Genomic DNA, 19,311 nt, shown 5'->3' on the forward strand with positions numbered 1-19,311 from the left:
GGTCTCGTTGGCTAGGAATTCTCATGCAATCCCCTGACGTCGTAGATGACGATCCAGCCGTTGTCGTAGATGCGCGAGACGCCCTTGATGTCGTTGAATTTGAGCAGATCGCTGCCGGAAAGCGCCTTTCCGTGTGCTGGTTGCCACGGCTCGAAGTAGAAGCCGAGCATCGGTGGAGCCGTGGACAAGCGCAGATCCACCAGCAGGAAATCGATGTCGCTCCTCGCCAGCACCCTGAGAATATCCGGGTCCAGCGTCTCGGCTTCGAACAATCGCGCCGTGTCAACGCCTGCGACGATCCTGACCCTCGCGTCTTGCCGGCCATAACTGGCAAGCAGAAGGCGATTGACTCGATCGGCAGTGAAGCGGTTGCCTGCCGCAAGCCATTCGTTGGTCCAGCGCGCGGTGTCTATCCCCATGGCCTCGACAGATTGCTGGTCGGCCCCGACCTTGTAGCGTCCCCGGATCGGGTCGGGTGCAGAGCTTGTGATGCCGCCCATGACGATAATGGAGAGCGCAACAGCCGGCCCCGCGCGGCGCCACCCGCGCGCCTCGCGGCCCTGCCAGAAATGGACGATGCTCACCGCGACGACCAAGCCGACCGAGATGAACACGAACGTTGCCATGCGGTTCGCGATCTCCCATGCCGATTGGGTCAGGCGCAAGATCACCGAGACCGGAAATCCGAAGGCAAGGATCGTGAGGAATACGATGCGGCTGTCGCGCCAGCGTCGCTTCAGAATGTCCCCGATCGGACGCCAACCCGATGGCGCACCGCTCGACGTGGCCAGAGCAAGCGACCTGAAGAAACCCGTCGCCAGTCCGAGCGACAACAGCAGGACTGCGATGGCGGTCGTCAGCCGCATGCCGAGGGGCTGGGATATTGCGCTGACCTCCGGCCGATGCGTGACCCCGCCCGAGAATTTCCGCATCAACGCTCTGAGACCGCTTTCGACCGCAGGGCCAAGGTAGCCTGAGAGAGGGTTGCCGCGGGCCATCACCCAGAGGACCGGCAGGGCGGCGGCGAGCGCGGCGATGAGGATGATGGCGAGCGTCGTGCCGATCCGCGACGCCCCCTGTCGGCGAAGAGCTTCGAAGGCCGCCAGCATGGCGAAGTAGAAGGCGGCAAAGGCCGCCGTCACGTGATGCGTCACCGCGAGGCAAGCCAACAGCAAGGCGATCAGCCCGAGTGCTCGCAATCTCGCGCGGGGATCGAAATCCCTTGACGCTGCTTCGACCGCGAAGGTCAGCATGCACAGCACGACGCCCAGGCTTTCGTACGAGAACATCGAGTCGAAAATGACGAAGGTCATGCAGCCCATGTAGGCCAGGCAAGCAATGGCCGAAATGCGGGGCGATCCCGTGATGGCTTCGTAGAACAGGAACAGAGCAACGACGAACGTGCCCTTCAGGATGACCAGGAGCAGCGTCCCCGCCAGGAAGACGGATAGTCCGGTCAGATTGACGATGGCAGTCGTCAGGATCTCCAGGGCCGGATAGGTCGGGCCGATCGGAAGCAGCGAATTGGACAGAAAGAGACGGCGCGCGGTCAAGAGATCGTCGGCCGCGACCCAGTGCAGGAATTCGTCGTGACCGATGAAGCTCGTCGGCGAGTACACAGTCTTGTAATAGAGCAGGAGTTCGGCAAACAGGAACAGCAGGAAGAGGCGTTCACCCCGAGCAACGCCGGGCCAGCCGATGCGAAGGCTGATAGGGACGACCAGCAGGACGACGCCGGACCAGAACAGCAGAGGCGTCACGTCGTAGGCTCGGCGCCCGGCCGCGTGCCCCGCTACGACCAGCAACAGAGCGACGGCCGCCGTCAGGCACAAGGCCGCGATCCAATCGCAGTTCACCGGCCGTGTTGGAGCATCGGAGCTGCTGCCGCGAAGATCTGGGCCAATGACTGCCGAGACGAGTTGGACCGCGCCTTGGACCGCGCCTTGGAGCGGACCTGGCCCCGTCGCTGCGGTCAAACGAGCAGGCATCATCTTCGCGCCTTCGTCGCGGGGGGCCACGATGGGATGCCGTCAAGCGAAGGGCGATGCCTTGACCGGCGGCTCAGAAAGTCAGTGTGAACATCGTCGTAGACTTCGCTCAGCATTCGTGCGCAGGCATCCCAGTCCGGCAGCGCCCAGTCCGGGACGTCCCGCTGGGCCTCCAGCTCTTCGGCCATGGCCGCAGCGAGGGTGCTCGCGCTTGCGTCCCGCGCGACCGCCCGGCAGAGCCCTTTGGACGCCAGCTCTCCAAGCCCGGAGGTATCGGTAACAAGGACCGGGCGCCGCAGCGCCAAGGCTTCCATGACGGCGACCGGATGAGCTTCGTATTCGCTGAACAAGACGAACAGTCCGGCGCTCGCCAGGATGTCCGCCATTTTCTGGCGTTCGGATCCGGGGATGCTCGCGATCGTAACCCGTTCTTCAAGCCCAAGCCTGGCGATCAGGCGCCGTAAGTCTGCTTCATGCGGACCCGATCCGACGATGTGAAGCCGCGCTTCCGGTCGCCGTTGGATCAACTCGGGCATGGCTGCAATCGCCCGGTGATGGCCCTTGTAGCGCTCGAGCCGGCCGCCGGAGACGATCAGATGAGGGTCGACCTTGACGGTGGGACTCGCAGCCGGCATTGCCGCGCCGTTTGGAATGACGACGAAGCGCTCGCGCGGTACGCCCATCCTGGTGCTGAAGAAGCTAGCCTCGAATTCGGAGACGCCGATCAGCCGCGCGGCTCGGGTCACGAGCGGGCGGAGCATTGCCTGCTGGGCCCCGCGTATGGCGTTGCGAAGCCGCGAGGAATGTCCGCCGCTGTGGAAGGTCAGGACGAAAGGCAGGCCGCCGCGAATGGCCGCAAGCATCCCGACCGGTGCCACGAAGGTGTTGTAGCCCTGGAAATGGACCAGATCCCAGACGCCGCGCCGGATCGCGGCGTAGATGCCCGGCGACACATACAGGTCCCATTCCCTAGGCCAGGCCCGCATGCGCTGCACGCGCATGCCGCGCATATATTCCTCAACCGGCAGCTCTCCCGACGGATCCGTGGTGAGGACATCGACCACGTGGCCGCGCGCCACGAGCCGTGGTCCGACTTCGTGGATGTGGGTCTCGATGCCTCCCATGAAAGGGTGGCAACGGGCGGCGACCATCAGGATTCGCATTAGCTATCCCTTCACCGGACGATCCCTCGATTGTCCCCGCCTTCAGGGGTATCCATAGGAGACCAGCGAGACCGGCGAAAGCACCCGCTCGCGAAGGATCGTCTTGAGCACCCGCCAGCCGTCCGGGATCGCGCGCAGATTGCTCCTGCCGCTGATGCGCGGAGCCTCGAAACTCGCCACCTCGACGATGTTGAGATGGTTCTTCAGCGCGCGCACATTGATGAGGGTCTCGATCTCGAAGCCGTCGCAATCGCAGTCGAGTGTGACGACGTGCTTGGTCCAGAACGCCATGTATCCGTAGCAAAGATCGGAGAATACACCGCCATAAAGCAGCCGGACGGTCTGGGTGAGGCCCCAGTTGCCCAGCATACGGAACAGCGACATATCGTCGGTACCCGCCCCCTGGATGAAGCGCGAGCCCTTGACGAGATCGGCGCCGGCGATCAGCGCGCTCACGAATATCAGGGATTCTTCCGGGATCATGGAGCCATCGGCATCGATCATGACGATGATGTCGCCGGCGGCAGCGCGGAATCCCGCACGCAGGGCCGCGCCCTTGCCTCGTCGGGGTTCCATGACGACCTTCACGTCACGCATTCGGCGCGCGACCGCAACGGTGTCGTCTGTCGAGCGACCGTCGACGATGATGATCTCATAGGCCCAGTTCGGGATGCGGGGCAGCAGCCAAGGGAGGTTTTTGGCCTCGTTGAGCGTCGGGATGACGAAGCTCACGCGAGGGAGAGTCAGCGACCGTCCCGGCGCGATATCCATCGGGTGGGGGAGCGGCGCGACGCCGAGATGGGCGAGAATGCTCGGTACTGGCGCGTTCATGGCAACACCGTTCGGTCAAGCGGCCTGAGCTGGAGCGCGGGCCGGTAGCGAGCCAACACAGCCGACAGGTGGCGGGCGAGATGCCGGGCTGAATGATCCGTGCCGCAGACGAAGCGACATACCGGGCCAAAGCTGTTGGCCGCAGCCGGACCGATAAAGTGCAGACCCGGTACGGTCGTCTCGTAATGCGCCGACAGTTGCGGGGCGCCGTCGACGAGCTGCAAATGCTGCAACAGCGCCGGGTTCAGGAAGCGCAATCGGCTGACGTCGATCTTGTAGCCGGTTGCGAAGATGACGTGGTCGGCTTTCATCAAACGCTCCGCACCGCAGGGATCGACGAGGTTGAGCATGACCTTGCCGTTGTGTGTCCCGACGTGACGGATCTCTTGCCCGAGCAAGGCTGGAATTTTTCCGACAACGCGATCCCTCACGAACGCGCCGCCCAGCGGGCCCAGTGCCCGGTGGTTGGCGAGCCGGATCCGCAGGTCCTTTGATAAATGCTGGATCAGTTGCGGATATTTGGCGCAGGTTGCCAGTGTCCAGCCATGGCCGATGCCGCTCATCGGAGCAATGGCGCGCGACAACCAGGAGCGGTGCCGCGGGCCATCGGCGAATTGGAGCTTTGGTCGGCGTGCAACCAGAGAAACCGAGATGCCTCGTTCGTGGATCAACGCCGCCAGATCGGACGCAGATGATCCGGATCCAACCACGACGACCTCTCTTCCGTCCAGGCCATCCAGTGAGCCGTATTCGCTGCTGTGCGAGCATAGCTCGGCAGGCAGAAGTGCAGCCTCCGGCGGCAGGCGCTTGAAGGGAGACAGGCCGATAGACACCACGACGCGGCGCGCCTCGACCGTTTCGCCGTCGTCGAAGGTGGCACGCAGGAAGCCCGCGCCGGGCTCCAACCCGATCAGAGCCTTGCGCTCGACGGCAGGCACATAACGTGATTGGAAGGCCTCGCCGTAGTCGACGAAGCGGCTCAGCGGCAGCGGCATCAACTCGTCATGATAGGGCAGGGCACGTTCAGCGCAGAAGCGTTTCAGGTCGAATTCCGAGTCCGGGTCGGAGAGGCTCGTTGCCCAGGGATAGGATTTGAGCAGCATGCCGGGAGGCATGTTGGTTTTCCAGGGACCCATGGGCTCCCCGAAAATCCGGTGCTCCACCGCGCGCCGGCGCAGGTGCGCGGCCAGCGACAATCCGTAGGGGCCTGCTCCAATGATCGCCACATCTACGAACGTACTTGACCTCGCCATCTTCGGCCTCAGGTACTGTGTACAACGCGAACGAGATCAAGGGAGATCGAGGCGAAATGTCTTGGGCGCTTCTCCCGACCTGAACGACCGGAGCATCCCCGATGGCAGGCTGCAATGAAAGCACGATAGTTGGTTAGCTCTTTGTGGTTATGCCTTCACGGCGTATCGAGTCTGCAACGTCCCGCATCCTTGACGCTTCATTCGCATCTGCCTTACGGCGTGGCCGAATCCGACTCGACCGCGGCAGGAGCCGGCCCATGGGCGCCGGTGGGACGGGATGCGAGCGGGCCATAGGAGGCCGTCACCTCTCGCAAGCCGTTGACGCGGCCGAAGAGATCCAGCACCTCCAGGCCGGACTGGCGGTTATATGTGTGGCATCCGAACGCGCCGGTCCGGATGCGGCCGACCGGCGTCTGCATGAATTGCGACCGGTCGAGTGCATCGATCCGGCAAAACGTTACCGCTCCGCCATACTGGCGCGAGCAATCCTGGACAGGGCGCAGCGTGCGCCCGCCGTGTCGAACGAACGCGCCTGCGGGACGGCTGAGAGCCGCGTCGATCAGCAAGGGATTGTGGACATGCGGCGTCCAATGACCTGACAGGCTTTCGGCGCGGTAGATGCTGAGGATGTCCCAGGACGTCGACGCCCATACTCGCGAGCTGCCGAAGAACCATAAGCCGCCGGCATGCTGCAGCAGCGTGGAATCGTAGAGTTCGATGCCTTTGGTAAGGCATGCCTCGCGTGTCCATCGGTGTGGGAATTCCACGGCTCTATAGAGGTTGACACTCCGGGCCGCGCCCGATTCCGGAATCATCCAGATCTGCCCGTCATGCTCGAACACGAACGGATAGGAGAGATGATAGGGCTCCTCGATGATGATCTGCGGCGGGGTGATGCCCGTCCGGTCCACTGTCGCGACAGCAATGCATCCCCGGCGCTTGGTGTTGAGATACTGTTCGACGAAAATGAAATGCCGTCCCTGGTGCTCAAACGGGAACGGGTCGGCGATAAAACCATTGGCGTGCGAAGCGAGGACACGGAAAGTCGCCTCATCCTTCTCGAGCAGGCTTGTCCCTTCGTCGAAACGCCAGGCGATTGCCCAGGTCTTGCCGCCCCGCGCAAGGATATCTGCGAACTTGATTGCCTTTGATGCGGCTGTGCTGGTTGCAAATGCCAGGGCCGAAAACGCGCCAAGGCGCCGCGTGGTCTTTGCCCAGGTTGTCCTGCAGACGTCGGGCGCGGTATCGCCGTGCAGCGCCTTGAAGATTAACGCCACGGCGCAGGAGAGCGCACTGTCGAGGCCAGCCGCAAACACGTTGCGGTCCAGCCGGGCCGGCCGGGCCGTCCACGCGCCCGAAGGAGACGCCGAGTCGTGCAGCTCGACGACGAGGTCCTCGCCATTGGCGAGCGCGGCCAAAACACCGACCTCGCCGGGGATGTCGTTGAAGAGCGGCGTCAGCACGCGTCCTGCTGCCGCGAGCTGCGCCTCGCCGCCGAGATTGATGATCGTGTCGGCATCGCCGATCGGAAGAGGCGGTAGAGATCGCAGCTCCGTTTCGACGGGGTCCGTGGCGCCATTCGCGCCGAAGCCATAGACCTGCCGTTCGAGATCGATCAGCAGACGGCATACCGATGGCAGAGGGCGCTGCGCAACCGCGAACGCGCACGAGACTTCATTCTCGCGCGTTCCGGCAAGCGCCTCCGCCAGCCAGTGATGCCAGCGCAGAAGTCGTGATGGATCGAGATACAGGCAGATGCGCATGTTACTCTCGCCCCACGGAGAGACGCCGGCTTACGGCCGCCCCGAATTTCTGCTGCAGCACCGTGACCCAAGGTTGCAGATGCAATTTTACGCCGCATGCCGCGTCGTGCGGATAGTGCACGCATGCCGGCAGCGGATCTTTTCGGCGCCAATAGCCATCCACCACAATGGACCGGGGCGGAATCGATCTTGCCGTCCGGCTGACCCGCTCGATCCAGGAGCTCTGCCAGACCATTCGACTGTCGACCGGCTTGTCGGGAAGGGGCCGCAGGTCAAGTTCGTGCCGATAAGCGATCAGGGGGATATTGATCCCGGCGAGGGTGGCCACCTCTTCCTGCCAATCGGTGCGCCCGACCGTCGGCTCGATGATCAGGAAGCGTCCGCTCCCGGCATCCCGCTTGTATTCGATGCCGCCAAAGCCAGAGTAGTTGACCTGGTCGAGAATGCCGATCGTCGCACGCTCCAGCTCCTTGTTGGCCGCGGCCGTGCAGAAGGCCGTGCTGCCCGTTCCTCGCGGCGTGCTGGCGAGCTTTCGCCCGGTGAACATGCCGAGTGTCTCCTGGTCGCGGCCCCGGTAGAACAGGCAGAAGAAGATGTTGTCATCCGCTCCCTCGACAGTTTCCTGCACCAGGACCTCACCGGCCTGAGGCAGAAGCTGCTCGGCGGCCGCGATTGCGTCGGCGCAGCTCGCTGCCGTGACCAGGCGAGGAGCGCGTCCGGCATGGACGTGGCGTTTGTCCGCGGGTTTGATGATCATGGGCGGACGGAGCGCTGCGATCCCCGGGATATCCGAGGAATTCCGGACGATCGCGCCGTTTGGCACGGGCCAGCCGTGCAAGCAGGCGCTCTCGTGAAACCTGGCCTTGTCGTGCAGCATGAGAACCGTCTCGTGAGCCGGCAGGCGGAAGCGATAGAGCTTCTCGAGCTCCTTGCGATGCTCCGAGATCGTCAGCAGCGCCAGCTCGTCCGTGACGGCCAAGAACGGTGGCTCTCCTATCCGGCGTTGTAGATCGCGCAGAAACGCAACGAAGGCGGGGCCATGCAGGGCGTTCGTGAGCACCCGATGGGCGTAGCGCGACCACAGCGCAGGCTTCGAGCGCTTGCAGTCGACGACCCAAATGGGCATCCCACCCATGGCAAGGCTGCGGCACACTCCAAGCCCGTTGAGCTCGCCACCGATCACGACCGCGGGAACGCGCCGCTCCGACGAGTGGGACAATTGGTTGGTTGCGGACAACACAGGGCCCTACCGCGACGACCGGGACCGCCAAAGCACCACTATGCCTGATTGGCGGCGAATCGTGCCGCGCCAGGAGAGGTAATCCTTCGGAGCGGTTGCGCTCGGCCTCGGGCGAAGGTCACGTGGAGAGATGAATGTCGATTGGAAACGGGCGGGAAACAGGCTGCGCGAGAGCGTGCGAATGCTGGTATTCGCGCTGCTGTGCGCTTCGCCCGCTGCGAATGCCGCCGACAATCCGTCGGCGACCTCCTTCGTCAGGATTTCCGGCACGAACTTCACGGTCGATGATCGGCAGTTCTTCGTCGTCGGCGTGAACAACCATTATCTGACGTACAGCTCGCGGAACGAGGTCACGCGGGTTCTCGATGATGCCGTGACCATGGGAGCCAATGTTGTCCGTATCTTCCTCCAACCGGTGATCGGGTCGTTGGATGGAAGTACGGCAACGGTCTGGAATTGGAAGAGCGGGGGCGACGCCAGCGATCTCGCGGTCAAAGGTTCATATCTGCTGTATTGGGACCCTCGCGCCGGCGGGATGGCGATCAATGATGGCCCGAATGGCATGCAGAAAGTGGACTTCGTCATTGCCGAGGCGGGCAGGCGTCATCTGAGGCTTGTCATCGGCTTCCTGGATTTTTGGTCTTACACGGGCGGCGCCCAGCAGATGCGGGCCTGGTATGGGAGTCAGGACAAGTCCGGATTTTTCTTCAGGGATCCGCGCACGAAGCGCGACTACAGGAGCTGGGTCAGTCATGTCGTGCAGCGGGTCAACCCGCTGACCGGGCTCGCATACCGCGATGATCCGACCATTATGGCCTGGGAGCTGATGAACGAAGGCAATGCGGAGCCCGAGGCGCTGCGATTGGCCTGGACTGCCGAAATGTCGGCCTTTGTGAAGTCCCTCGATCCCAATCATCTCGTCAGCTCGGGCCACGCGAATGTCGAAGCGAAGCTGTCCGATCTGACGATCCCGACTCTCGATTTCGGGACATGGCACGGCTACCCGCTGTTCTACAAGCTCACCGTCAGCCAGTTCAACGACAAGATCACCGAGTTCTGCCAGTTGGCGGCGCGCGCGAACAAACCGGTCCTTCTGGAGGAATTCGGCTATGCGCGCTCCAATCCCGACTCGGCACAGGCTTATGCGATGTGGCTCGACACCCTTGCGCGCGATTCAAACTGTGCCGGCTGGATGGTATGGCGACTGGTGTCGCGGCAGGACAGCGGACGCTATCCGATCGATGAGTATGACCAGTTCGATGTCCGCAACGATGGCGGCGCGATCTGGAATGTCTTCAAGGCTGCGGCATCGCGGGCAGCACAGGTCCGGAAAACTGCTGCGAGAACCCCATGACCGAGGCCTCCGTCGTGATCTGCGCGCATACGCTCGACCGCTGGAGCGAGTTGACGCGCGCGGTCAATTCGGTCCGCAATCAAACGCGCGCCGCGCGCGAAATTGTCGTGGTGGTGGACAACAACGATGCCTTGCGGGAGCGAGCCGCACGGGAGCTCTCCGGCGTGACCGTGCTCGCCAATGCGAAGGAAGCCGGCTTGTCGGGCGGACGCATGACGGGAGCAGAATGCGTCACGGCGCCTGTGATCGCCTTCCTCGATGACGATGCCGTCGCCGACCCGCACTGGCTGGAGGAACTGCTTGAGGCTTACAAGGATCCGGCCGTGCTCGGAGCAGGCGGCCCGGTCGAACCGTTGTGGCAGGCGCCACCGCCCTCCTGGTTTCCCGGTGAGTTCCGCTGGGTCGTCGGCTGCACCTATACCGGCATGCATGTGCGCGATGGCCGCATCCGCAATCCGATCGGCGCCAACATGTCGGTGCGCGCCGACGTGCTCCGCCGCACCGGCGGGTTCACGTCGCAGCTCGGACGCCGAAAGCTTGGATTTTCCGTCAGCGGCCGCGGCAGGATTGGTGGCAAGGCCGAGAGCTGCGAGGAGACGGAGTTCTGCATACGTGCCGCCCGCCAGCATGCTGGCGGCTATTGGGCGTATCGTCCCGGGGCGCGTGTGCATCACGCCGTGCCTGCCCACCGTTTGACATGGAAGTACTTCGTGCACCGTTGTCTGGTCGAGGGCAGCGCCAAGGCGGTGTTGACGGATCTTGCAGGCTCCAAGGATGGCCTGCGCGCTGAAGGGCGTTACGTACGCGAGGTCCTGCCGCGCGCGGTCGCGACGAACCTGCGGGCTGCCATGCACGGCAGGTTCAGTGAAGGGCAGAGGGCTGGAGCGATCATCGCAGGCTTCACCATTACGGCGTTTGCGTACGCGGCGGCCCGCCTTGGTGGGACCACCGAAGCGCTCTCGCGGCACTTGGGATCGCGGGCCCGGGTGTGGAGGGCGTAGCTGACACGACTCCAGGGGAGGCGCGGAGAACGGTGGGGGAAGGCGGAAGGTGTCAAAATGATCCTGGTCACCGGAGGCGCCGGCTTTATAGGGACCCACGTCTGCATCGCGCTGCTCGACGCCGGGCTCGACGTCGTGGTCCTCGACAATCTTTCGAACAGCAACAGGGCCTCGCTCGAGCGGGTGGAGGCCATCTGCGGGCGGTCGGTCATCTTCCGCCACGCAGATATCCGGGACGAAGAGGCGATTTGCGGCACGCTGCGTGCTTGCGGCGTGACGGCGGTCATTCATCTGGCGGGGCTCAAGGCGGTGGGCCAGTCCAATGCACAGCCTGTGACGTACTACGAAAACAATGTCCTGGGCACGATGCGGCTCGTGTCGGCCATGATGAGGGCGAATGTAAAGACGCTGGTATTCAGCTCGTCCGCGACCGTTTATGGCGTGCCGAAATACCTGCCGCTCGACGAGAGGCATCCCCTGGATCCGACCAATCCGTACGGTCGCACAAAGCGCGTCATCGAAGAGATACTGATGGATCTCTGCAGGTCCGACGACAGTTGGTGTATCGGCAATCTGCGCTACTTCAATCCCGTCGGCGCGCACGATAGCGGGCTCGTCGGCGAAGACCCGCTGGGTGTGCCGAGCAATCTCGTGCCGTTCGTGGCGCAGGTGGCGATTGGGAGACGCGAGAAGCTGCAGATATGGGGGAACGACTATGACACGCCCGATGGCACCGGGATCCGCGACTACATTCATGTGGTCGATCTCGCGGCCGGTCATCTGAGTGTCTTGCGTCACCTCGGACAGCCGGGTCTGATCACGATCAATCTCGGCACCGGCAAGGGCAGCAGCGTTCTGGATGTCGTCCGTACTTTCGAAAAGGTAAGCGGGCGATCCATCCCTTATGAAGTCATGGAGCGTAGAGCCGGTGATGTGGCTGTCTGCCTTGCCGACCCCGCCTTTGCGAAGCAGGTGCTGGGTTGGACGTCGACGCGATCGCTGGAGCAAATGTGTGCGGACCATTGGCGCTGGCAATTGCGCAACCCCAATGGCTATCATTGCGACGATCTCGCGAAAGCTGTTGGGCGACCGAAGCGTGTCCGTCACGTGCGATCGTCCGTGGCCGAACCCGGGGAGAAGCGCCAAAGGGCCTGATCGGACGAGCCGCGGCAGCCATATGCCGCCCATCGGAGGTAGCTCGTAATGACGCAAAATCTCCACGTCGCAGCACAAGCCTACAGGTAATATGCAGTCCGCATGGGGACTTGCGATGCCACACTATCGTGCATTCCTTCTCGACAAGCACGGCCAACTGGGGAGCGTGGTCAATCTTCATTGTCCCGACGACGCGTCCGCAACCGAACGGGCCGGGCGCCTGGCGGACGGCCATGAGGTCCAGCTTTGGCGCTTGGTCGCCGAGCTCAAGTTTGACGATCCGCAGCAACGGCACAAGCGGCGGAGCTTCCGTGCACCGATGCACTGACTGAATGCGTGCGTTAGCTGATGCGACCGTGACCGTTTGCGTGCGCATGACGGCGACGTCATCAAGCTCAGAAGCAACGCTTGCGTGCAATGGCCGCTGTATGATCACGCAGCTCGAAAGCAGCACCACATACCTATGTATGTGCGAATTCTTCTGTAAATTTCACATTTAGAAACATTTTTCGCCACGTTTCATTAATACCCCGTCCGCACCAGCAGTCGGGGGGGCACTTCAAAACCCACTGCTTTGAAATGGTGCTCGTCAAGCGAGAGCTTCGAGCATGCGGTATGTCGCGCGCCTTCGCGCTGCGGCAGTGGAATTCCCTGTCATCAACGTCAAGAGGATACCGGAATGACCCTTTCCGCACCGGCGGGCTATAGCTCCAGCGATCTCGTGTTCCAGGAAGACTTCTCCGGCACGACGCTCAGCAGCTATTGGCACACTTACCTCACGAGCAACGCCGCCAACGGCTGGGCGTGGAATAGCAATGGATCCGGCGGTAGCGGGATGGGCAACCAGAACAACGCCGAATACGACATGCCGAGCCAAGTCTCTGTGAGCAACGGAATGTTGGATCTCACGGCGATCCGGCAGCCCGTCAATGGTATCGCTGGTGGGACGCCGTATACATTTCCGGTCACATCGGGTTCGGTCACCAGCTACAACAACTTCGAATTCAACGGCGGCTACCTTCAGATCAGCATGAAAGCGCCGAGCGGCGATGGCGCATGGCCAGCCCTCTGGCTGTTGCCGGGCGCTGGTGCAGGCAGCAGCGGCGATAATTTCGAAATCGACATGCAGGAAGGCGGAATGCTCGGCTCGGGGCCGGCGAACCAGAACTTCGCCTGGCACCTTCACACGCCGTCCGGGACGTTCGGTGGCGTGGTCAACACGGGCGTCGACCTCACGGCGGATTTCCACACCTACGCCATCGACTGGCAGCCGGGTAAATCGATCACCTGGTATCTCGACGGGAAACAGGTCGGGCAGGTCACCAGCGCGCAGGCTCCGATCCCGAATGAGCCGATGGAATTGATGTTGAGCAATACCGTCGCAAATTCCAGCACATCCGGGTGGCATACGGCTCTCGATAGTTCGACGCCTTCGACGATGCAGATGCAGATCGACTCGATTCAGCTCTATCAAAAGGCGGGCAGCGGCGAGACGGTCAAGGGTGCGAATGTCACTCCGGGGACGCCCACGACTCCCACGGTCACACCCGCGGTGACGCAGGCCACCGCGTCTCCGTCGACGGGCATCGAGCATGCAGGTGATGTCATCACCCTGTCGCTCGCCTTCAACGAGGCCGTGACGGTGACGGGCACGCCGACGCTGTCGCTCAACGACGGCAATGTCGCCACCTATGCGGGCGGGTCGGGCACGAGCACGCTCACCTTCAAGACCACGGTTGCTGCGACCGACACCAACACCTCGGCGCTCGCCATCACCGGCGTCAATCTTCCGAGCGGTGCGGCCATCAAGGACGCCTCCGGTGTCGCCGCGAACCTGTCGGGTGCGGTGAAGACGTTCACCGGTCTTCAGATCGATCCGGTCTTGCCGGCCGTGACGCAGGCTACGGCTGCTCCGGGAACGGGCATCGAGCATGCCGGTGATGTCATCACCCTGTCGCTCGGCTTCAACGAGGCGGTGACGGTGACGGGTACGCCGACGCTGTCGCTCAACGACGGCAATGTCGCCACCTATGCGGGCGGTTCGGGCACGAGCACGCTCACCTTCAAGACCACGGTTGCTGCGACCGACACCAATACCTCGGCGCTCGCCATCACCGGCGTCAATCTTCCGAGCGGCACGGCCATCAAGGACGCGTCCGGTGTCGCTGCGAACCTGTCCGGTGCAGTGAAGACGTTCACCGGCCTTCAGATCGATCCGGTGTTGCCGGCAGTGACGCAGGCGACGGCTGCTCCGGGAACGGGCACCGAGCATGTCGGCGACACGATCACCCTGGCACTCGGCTTCAATGAGGCCGTGACGGTGACGGGTACGCCCACGCTGTCGCTCAATGACGGCGGAACGGCCACCTATGCCGGCGGTTCCGGCACGAGCACGCTCACCTTCACAACCACGGTTGCCTCGACCAACACCGCCACCTCGGCGCTCGCCATTACCGGGGTGAATCTCTCGAGCGGCGCGGCGATCAAGGACGCTTCCGGTGTCGCTGCCAATCTTGCCGGAGCCGTAAAGACGTTCTCCGGTCTGCAGATCGACCCGACGTCAACGACTCCGACGACGCCAACCACTCCGACCACGCCGCCGCCCGACGTGGTGACACCTGTCCTCACCATCGCGGACGACTCGCTCTGGGTGGCCGGGAGAGGCGGTACCGTCGACCTCGGGACCAAGGTGACGACGACCGATTCCAATGATGTCGTGACCGTGCACATCACCGGGCTGCCGAAATATGAAACGATCACGGACAAGCTCGACGGCCGGACGTTCAGCGGCAAAGACATCACGTTGACGGCTGCGCAGGTCGACAGCGGACTGACGCTGACGTCGACCTACAGGGGCGGGGGGCATCCGGTCGCGACGCTGACGATGACGGCAAGCGCGAAGGATCCGTCAACCGGTGCGGTCGCGACGGCTGCGCCTCAAACGATCACCGTGACCGATCCCCGACCCACGACGACTACGACAACGTCGTCACACGACCACCACTCTGCGACGGGTCACCAGGTTGTTGCTACCACGGCCGCGTCCCCGACGACCTCGCAGGCGATCGAGCCCGCGGATCATCAACCGACGGCCGCTGCAATCGCGGGGTTGGCCAGCCGGGGCTTTGCGCTGCTCCAGCAGCATTTCGACCCGTCAGCTCGTACTCTGGCAACGGCCTCTGCCGATCCGATAGTTGCGGCAGATCATCCGTCTGCGACGGGGACCGCGATGGCCTCGCTCGCAAGCCAGAGCTTTGCGCTGCTGAACCAATATCTGGCCGGTCACACCGGCCAGGTGGATCCCGGTCAGATCATTGCGGCCGTGTCGCAGGGAACCGGTTGGGCGCACGACGCCTTGCTGGCCCGGCCACAGCACTAAGGACCGAACCGCACCCGGGCTCAGTGCCCGGGTGCGGCACCGTCAATGTTTGGGAATGCATGAGAAGGAACATCGTACGCGGCCGGTAGCCGCGAAGGGTTGAGTTATATATGGCGATCCAGAATGGAAATGCCCATGCCGCAGATCTCGGGCTTAGATCTCTGGTTCTGTTCCTGCGCCTTCATGGCGTGAACGCCGAGCCCGATCAGCTCCGCGACCGCTGCGGAGACAGCGCAATCGGCATCCGTGCGATGATCAGCTGCGCCCGCGATTTCGGGCTGAAGGTCGCTTCGCGCACGACACATTGGAAACAGCTCGCAGGCATTGGCCTTCCCGGAATCGCAGCGCTGCGTGATGGCGGGTTTCTGCTGCTCGGGAAAGTCGAGGAAGACGCCGCGCTTGTGCTGCATCCGACCTCGACGCATCCGAAGTTGATGCCGCGTGCGGAATTTGAAGAGATCTGGGACGGTCGCTTGATCCTGAGCGGATCTGAAGGTCTCGCCGGCCGGGCGCATGATGCATTCACCGGCCTCGTCGCGTACGGGCGCGATCTGGCTGGGAGCGCCGGTTCCGCCCTGGCGCGCATGAATCCCTTCAATCGTCGCGATGTGCCGGTCCAGGAGCCGGGCTTCGAGCCTTCGGACGGCGATGAATCGGGCCTGATTGCAATGGCGATCTTGCTGCGGTGCCATGGCGTTGCGGCCGACCCGGAGCAAATTCGCCATCGCATGGGCACGTCGCGCATTGGCGTGACCGAGATCCTGCGCTGTACCAGGGAATTCGGCCTCAAGGCCCGGGCTCAACGCTCGAGCTGGAACAGGCTTGCCGTTACGCCGCTGCCGGCCATCGCCGCGCTGCGCGATGGCAGCTTCATGATTCTGGGCAAGGTCATCGAGGACAGGATTCTCGTCCAACGTCCATTGGCCCCCCGACCGGAATCGATGACGCAGGCCGAACTCGAGGCCGTCTGGGATGGCGACATCATCCTGATGACCCGGCGCGCGGCCTTGACGGACCTCTCCAGGCGGTTCGATATCGGCTGGTTTCTCGGAGCGATGCACAAATATCGCCGCCTGCTCGGCGAAGTGCTGATCGCCTCGTTCTTCCTTCAGGTCTTCGCCCTCGTAGCTCCGCTGTTCTTCCAGGTCGTGATCGACAAGGTGCTGGTGCATCGAAGCATCAGCACGCTCGACGTCCTGGTCGCGGGCCTCGTTGCGCTGACCGTGTTCGAGACGGTCCTTGGCACGTTGCGCGTCCATTTGTTCGCGCACACGACCAACCGTATCGACGTCGAGCTCGGTGCGCGGCTGTTTCGTCACCTGATGGCGCTGCCGATCGCGTATTTTCAGACGCGCCGCGTCGGCGACTCGGTCGCACGCGTTCGCGAGCTCGAGAACATCCGTCAGTTCCTGACGAGCTCGGCGCTCACGCTCGTGGTCGATCTCCTGTTCACCGTCGTCTTCCTTGCGGTGATGTTCTACTATTCGACGCTGTTGACGCTGATCGTTCTGGCCTCGTTCCCGTTCTACATCGGAATCTCGGCCGGCGCCGCGCCGCTGTTTCGCCGGCGCCTCGACGAGAAGTTCAATCGCGGCTCGGAGAACCAGGCCTTCCTGGTCGAGAGCGTCACGGGCGTCGAGACCCTGAAGGCGATGGCGGTCGAGCCGCAGATGCAACGCCGCTGGGAGGAGCAGCTCGCCGGCTATGTGGGGGCGAGCTTCCGCGTCCTCAGCCTGAACAACACCGCGAGCCAGGCTGTCCAGATGATCAACAAGCTGGTCACGGCTGCAACGCTCTATTTTGGCGCCAGGCTCGTGATCGGCGGCGACCTGAGCGTCGGCGAGCTGATCGCGTTCAACATGCTGGCGGGGCGGGTGAGCATGCCGGTGCTTCGGCTCGCGCAGATCTGGCAGGATTTCCACCAGGCCCGTCTGTCGGTCGATCGTCTCGGCGACATTCTCAACACCATTCCGGAGCCGAGCTTCAGTTCGGCGCGCGCGGCGCTGCCGCCGATCCGCGGCAAGGTCGTGTTCGATCACGCGACGTTCCGCTACCGTACCGACGGCCCCGAGGTGCTGCACGACGTGTCCTTTGCGGTCGAGCCTGGGCAGGTCGTCGGTATCGTCGGTTCTTCGGGCTCCGGCAAGAGCACGATCGGCAAGCTGATCCAGCGGCTCTACGTGCCGGAGAGCGGACGCGTGCTGGTCGACGGCGTTGACCTCGCAACGGTCGATCTGACCTGGCTTCGGCGCCAGATCGGCGTCGTCTTGCAGGAGAACGTGCTCTTCAATCGCTCCATTCGCGAGAACATCGCGCTCGCCGACCCCTCCATGCCCATGGAGCGGGTCATCGAGGCGGCCTCGCTGGCTGGCGCCCACGACTTCATCCTGGAGCTGCCGGAGGGCTACGACACCATCGTGGGCGAGCGCGGAAGCAGTCTGTCCGGCGGGCAGCGCCAGCGTGTCGCGATCGCTCGCGCGCTCATTACCAATCCGCGCATCCTCATTCTCGACGAGGCGACCAGTGCGCTTGATTATGAGAGCGAGCGTGCCATCCAGCAGAACATGAGGCGGATAGCCGCGGGCCGGACGGTGTTCGTGATCGCCCACCGTCTCTCGACGGTCCGAAATGCGAACCGGATCATCACGCTCGAGCACGGCCGGATCGTCGAGGACGGCAGCCATGATGAGCTGATCCGCTCGAACGGGCGCTACGCCAATCTCCACTACTTGCAGGCCGGTATCCATGACGTCCGCTAGCCGAAACATCGTTCCGTTTCCGAGGGCCGAGGTTCGACGGCGCCAGCACGAGATTGCGTTTCTTCCTGCGGCGCTCGAGATCACCGAATCGCCACCGTCTCCGATCGGACGCGCGATCGGGGCCAGCATCATCGCGGTGTTTTGCGTCGCGTTGTTGTGGGCATCCCTGGGCAGCGTCGATATCGTCGCCACTGCGACGGGCAAGATCGTGCCCGGCGGGCGCACCAAGGTGATCCAGCCGTTCGAGACGGGCGTCGTCCGTGCGATCCATGTCCGCGACGGCCAGAGCGTCAAGGCCGGCGACGTCCTGATCGAGCTCGATCCGACAATGACGGAAGCCGATCAGGAGCGTCAGAAGAGCGATCTCGTCGCGGCCGAGCTCGACGTCGCGCGGCTGCGTGCTGCGCTCACCGACGATCCGCTTGCCGCCTTCCGGTCACCGTCGGGCGCAAGTGCCGCGGAAGTCGAGATGCATCGGCAATTCCTGATCAGTCAGCGGGCCGAACAGAGCGCCAAGCTCGCGGAGATCGAGCGTCAGCAGGGCCAGAAGGAAGCGGAGCGGGCGACCACCTCGGCCAGCGTTGCGAAACTCCAGGCGACGATACCGGTGCTCCAGGAGCGGGTCGACATTCGCAAGAATCTGGTCGACAAGGCCCTGGCTTCGAAGGTCGTCTATCTCTCCGAGTATCAGGAACTGGTCGGCCTCCAGCAGGATATGGTGCTCCAGCAGAGCCGGCTGCGCGAAGCCGACGCCGCGATCGCCTTGCTGAAGGAAACGAAAGAGAGGACCGCCGCGGAGTATCGACGCACGACCTATGACGCGCTCGCGAAAGCCGAACAGAAGGCGGCGAGCGCCGCACAGGAGGTGGTCAAGGCGGAACGGCGTACGAAGCTCCAGCATCTGACCGCGCCGGTCGACGGTGTCGTGCAGCAGCTCGCCGTTCACACGGTGGGAGGCGTGGTGACGCCGGCGCAGGCACTCGCGGTCGTGGTTCCGAGCGAGAGCCAGCTCGAGATCGAGGCCATGCTCTCCAACCGCGATATCGGGTTCGTTCATCCCGGACAGAAGGCGGAGATTAAGATCGATACGTTCAATTTCACGCGTTATGGCCTGCTGCACGGGGATGTGCTCAGCGTTTCGACGGATGCCATCACGCGCGACAGGCAGGGCGGGCCGAACGATCGGAGTTCAGGAACGGCGCAAGGGAGCAGCGAGCCGAAAGGCCAGGAGCTCGAATATGCCGCGCGCGTTTCGCTCGACCGGACGCACATGCAGGTGGAGGACAAGCTTGTCAAACTCGGCCCCGGCATGGCGGTGACGGTGGAGATCAAGACCGGCGCGCGCAGGATCATCAGCTACCTGCTCTCGCCGCTGGCGAGATACAAGCAGGAGTCGCTGCGGGAGCGTTAAGACAAGGAGTCGCT

General features: G+C 63.5%; 13 protein-coding genes. 7 read left to right on the forward strand and 6 right to left on the reverse strand.

The genetic code is table 11. The features are described 5' to 3' along the window. Positions 1-11: 11 nt before the first annotated feature. From A7X65_RS01935 to A7X65_RS01960, 6 genes are all read right to left on the reverse strand, one after another. The gene (locus A7X65_RS01935) at positions 12-2,018 is read right to left on the reverse strand and encodes a hypothetical protein (RefSeq protein WP_156527593.1); all 2,007 of its coding nucleotides are present in this window, start codon (positions 2,016-2,018) and stop codon (positions 12-14) included. Next, positions 1,988-3,151, reverse strand: a complete 1,164-nt coding sequence (locus A7X65_RS01940) for a glycosyltransferase family 4 protein (RefSeq protein WP_063682676.1) — start codon at positions 3,149-3,151, stop codon at positions 1,988-1,990. The genes A7X65_RS01935 and A7X65_RS01940 overlap by 31 nt, the downstream gene beginning before the upstream one ends. Before the next feature lie 42 nt (positions 3,152-3,193). After that, entirely contained in the window at positions 3,194-3,982 is a 789-nt protein-coding gene (locus A7X65_RS01945; protein WP_245323208.1) for a glycosyltransferase family 2 protein, read from the reverse strand. Further along, entirely contained in the window at positions 3,979-5,235 is a 1,257-nt protein-coding gene (locus tag A7X65_RS01950; protein ID WP_063682678.1) for a SidA/IucD/PvdA family monooxygenase, read from the reverse strand. The genes A7X65_RS01945 and A7X65_RS01950 overlap by 4 nt, the downstream gene beginning before the upstream one ends. Before the next feature lie 212 nt (positions 5,236-5,447). Next, the gene (locus A7X65_RS01955; protein ID WP_063682679.1) at positions 5,448-6,998 is read right to left on the reverse strand and encodes a glucosamine inositolphosphorylceramide transferase family protein; all 1,551 of its coding nucleotides are present in this window, start codon (positions 6,996-6,998) and stop codon (positions 5,448-5,450) included. Between the two features lies 1 nt (position 6,999). Further along, entirely contained in the window at positions 7,000-8,235 is a 1,236-nt protein-coding gene (locus A7X65_RS01960; RefSeq protein ID WP_156527594.1) for a carboxylate--amine ligase, read from the reverse strand. A gap of 184 nt (positions 8,236-8,419) precedes the next feature. Here A7X65_RS01960 and A7X65_RS01965 point away from each other — a divergent pair, with 184 nt between their 5' ends. From A7X65_RS01965 to A7X65_RS01995, 7 genes are all read left to right on the forward strand, one after another. Continuing rightward, positions 8,420-9,592: a glycoside hydrolase 5 family protein gene (locus tag A7X65_RS01965; protein ID WP_063682681.1), complete on the forward strand. Its 1,173-nt coding sequence runs from the start codon at positions 8,420-8,422 to the stop codon at positions 9,590-9,592. Next, positions 9,589-10,593, forward strand: coding sequence for a glycosyltransferase family 2 protein (locus tag A7X65_RS01970; protein WP_063682682.1), 1,005 nt, complete (start codon positions 9,589-9,591; stop codon positions 10,591-10,593). The genes A7X65_RS01965 and A7X65_RS01970 overlap by 4 nt, the downstream gene beginning before the upstream one ends. 57 nt (positions 10,594-10,650) lie before the next feature. Further along, positions 10,651-11,748, forward strand: coding sequence for a UDP-glucose 4-epimerase GalE (gene galE / locus A7X65_RS01975; RefSeq protein WP_063682683.1), 1,098 nt, complete (start codon positions 10,651-10,653; stop codon positions 11,746-11,748). Between the two features lie 115 nt (positions 11,749-11,863). After that, positions 11,864-12,076 (forward strand): hypothetical protein, encoded by a 213-nt coding sequence (locus A7X65_RS01980; RefSeq protein ID WP_145660524.1) that lies wholly within the window; start codon positions 11,864-11,866, stop codon positions 12,074-12,076. 351 nt (positions 12,077-12,427) lie between these two features. Further along, positions 12,428-15,127 (forward strand): glycoside hydrolase family 16 protein, encoded by a 2,700-nt coding sequence (locus tag A7X65_RS01985; protein WP_063682685.1) that lies wholly within the window; start codon positions 12,428-12,430, stop codon positions 15,125-15,127. A gap of 110 nt (positions 15,128-15,237) precedes the next feature. Then, positions 15,238-17,886 carry a type I secretion system permease/ATPase gene (locus tag A7X65_RS01990; protein ID WP_082884803.1) on the forward strand — a complete coding sequence of 883 codons (2,649 nt, stop codon included), beginning with the start codon at positions 15,238-15,240 and terminating at the stop codon, positions 17,884-17,886. Continuing rightward, positions 17,873-19,297 carry an HlyD family type I secretion periplasmic adaptor subunit gene (locus A7X65_RS01995; protein ID WP_063682686.1) on the forward strand — a complete coding sequence of 475 codons (1,425 nt, stop codon included), beginning with the start codon at positions 17,873-17,875 and terminating at the stop codon, positions 19,295-19,297. Before A7X65_RS01990 ends, A7X65_RS01995 begins: the two co-directional genes overlap by 14 nt. The last annotated feature ends 14 nt before the right edge of the window (positions 19,298-19,311 follow it).

Origin of the sequence: Bradyrhizobium stylosanthis, assembly GCF_001641335.1 — a bacterium.
GTDB lineage: Bacteria > Pseudomonadota > Alphaproteobacteria > Rhizobiales > Xanthobacteraceae > Bradyrhizobium > Bradyrhizobium stylosanthis.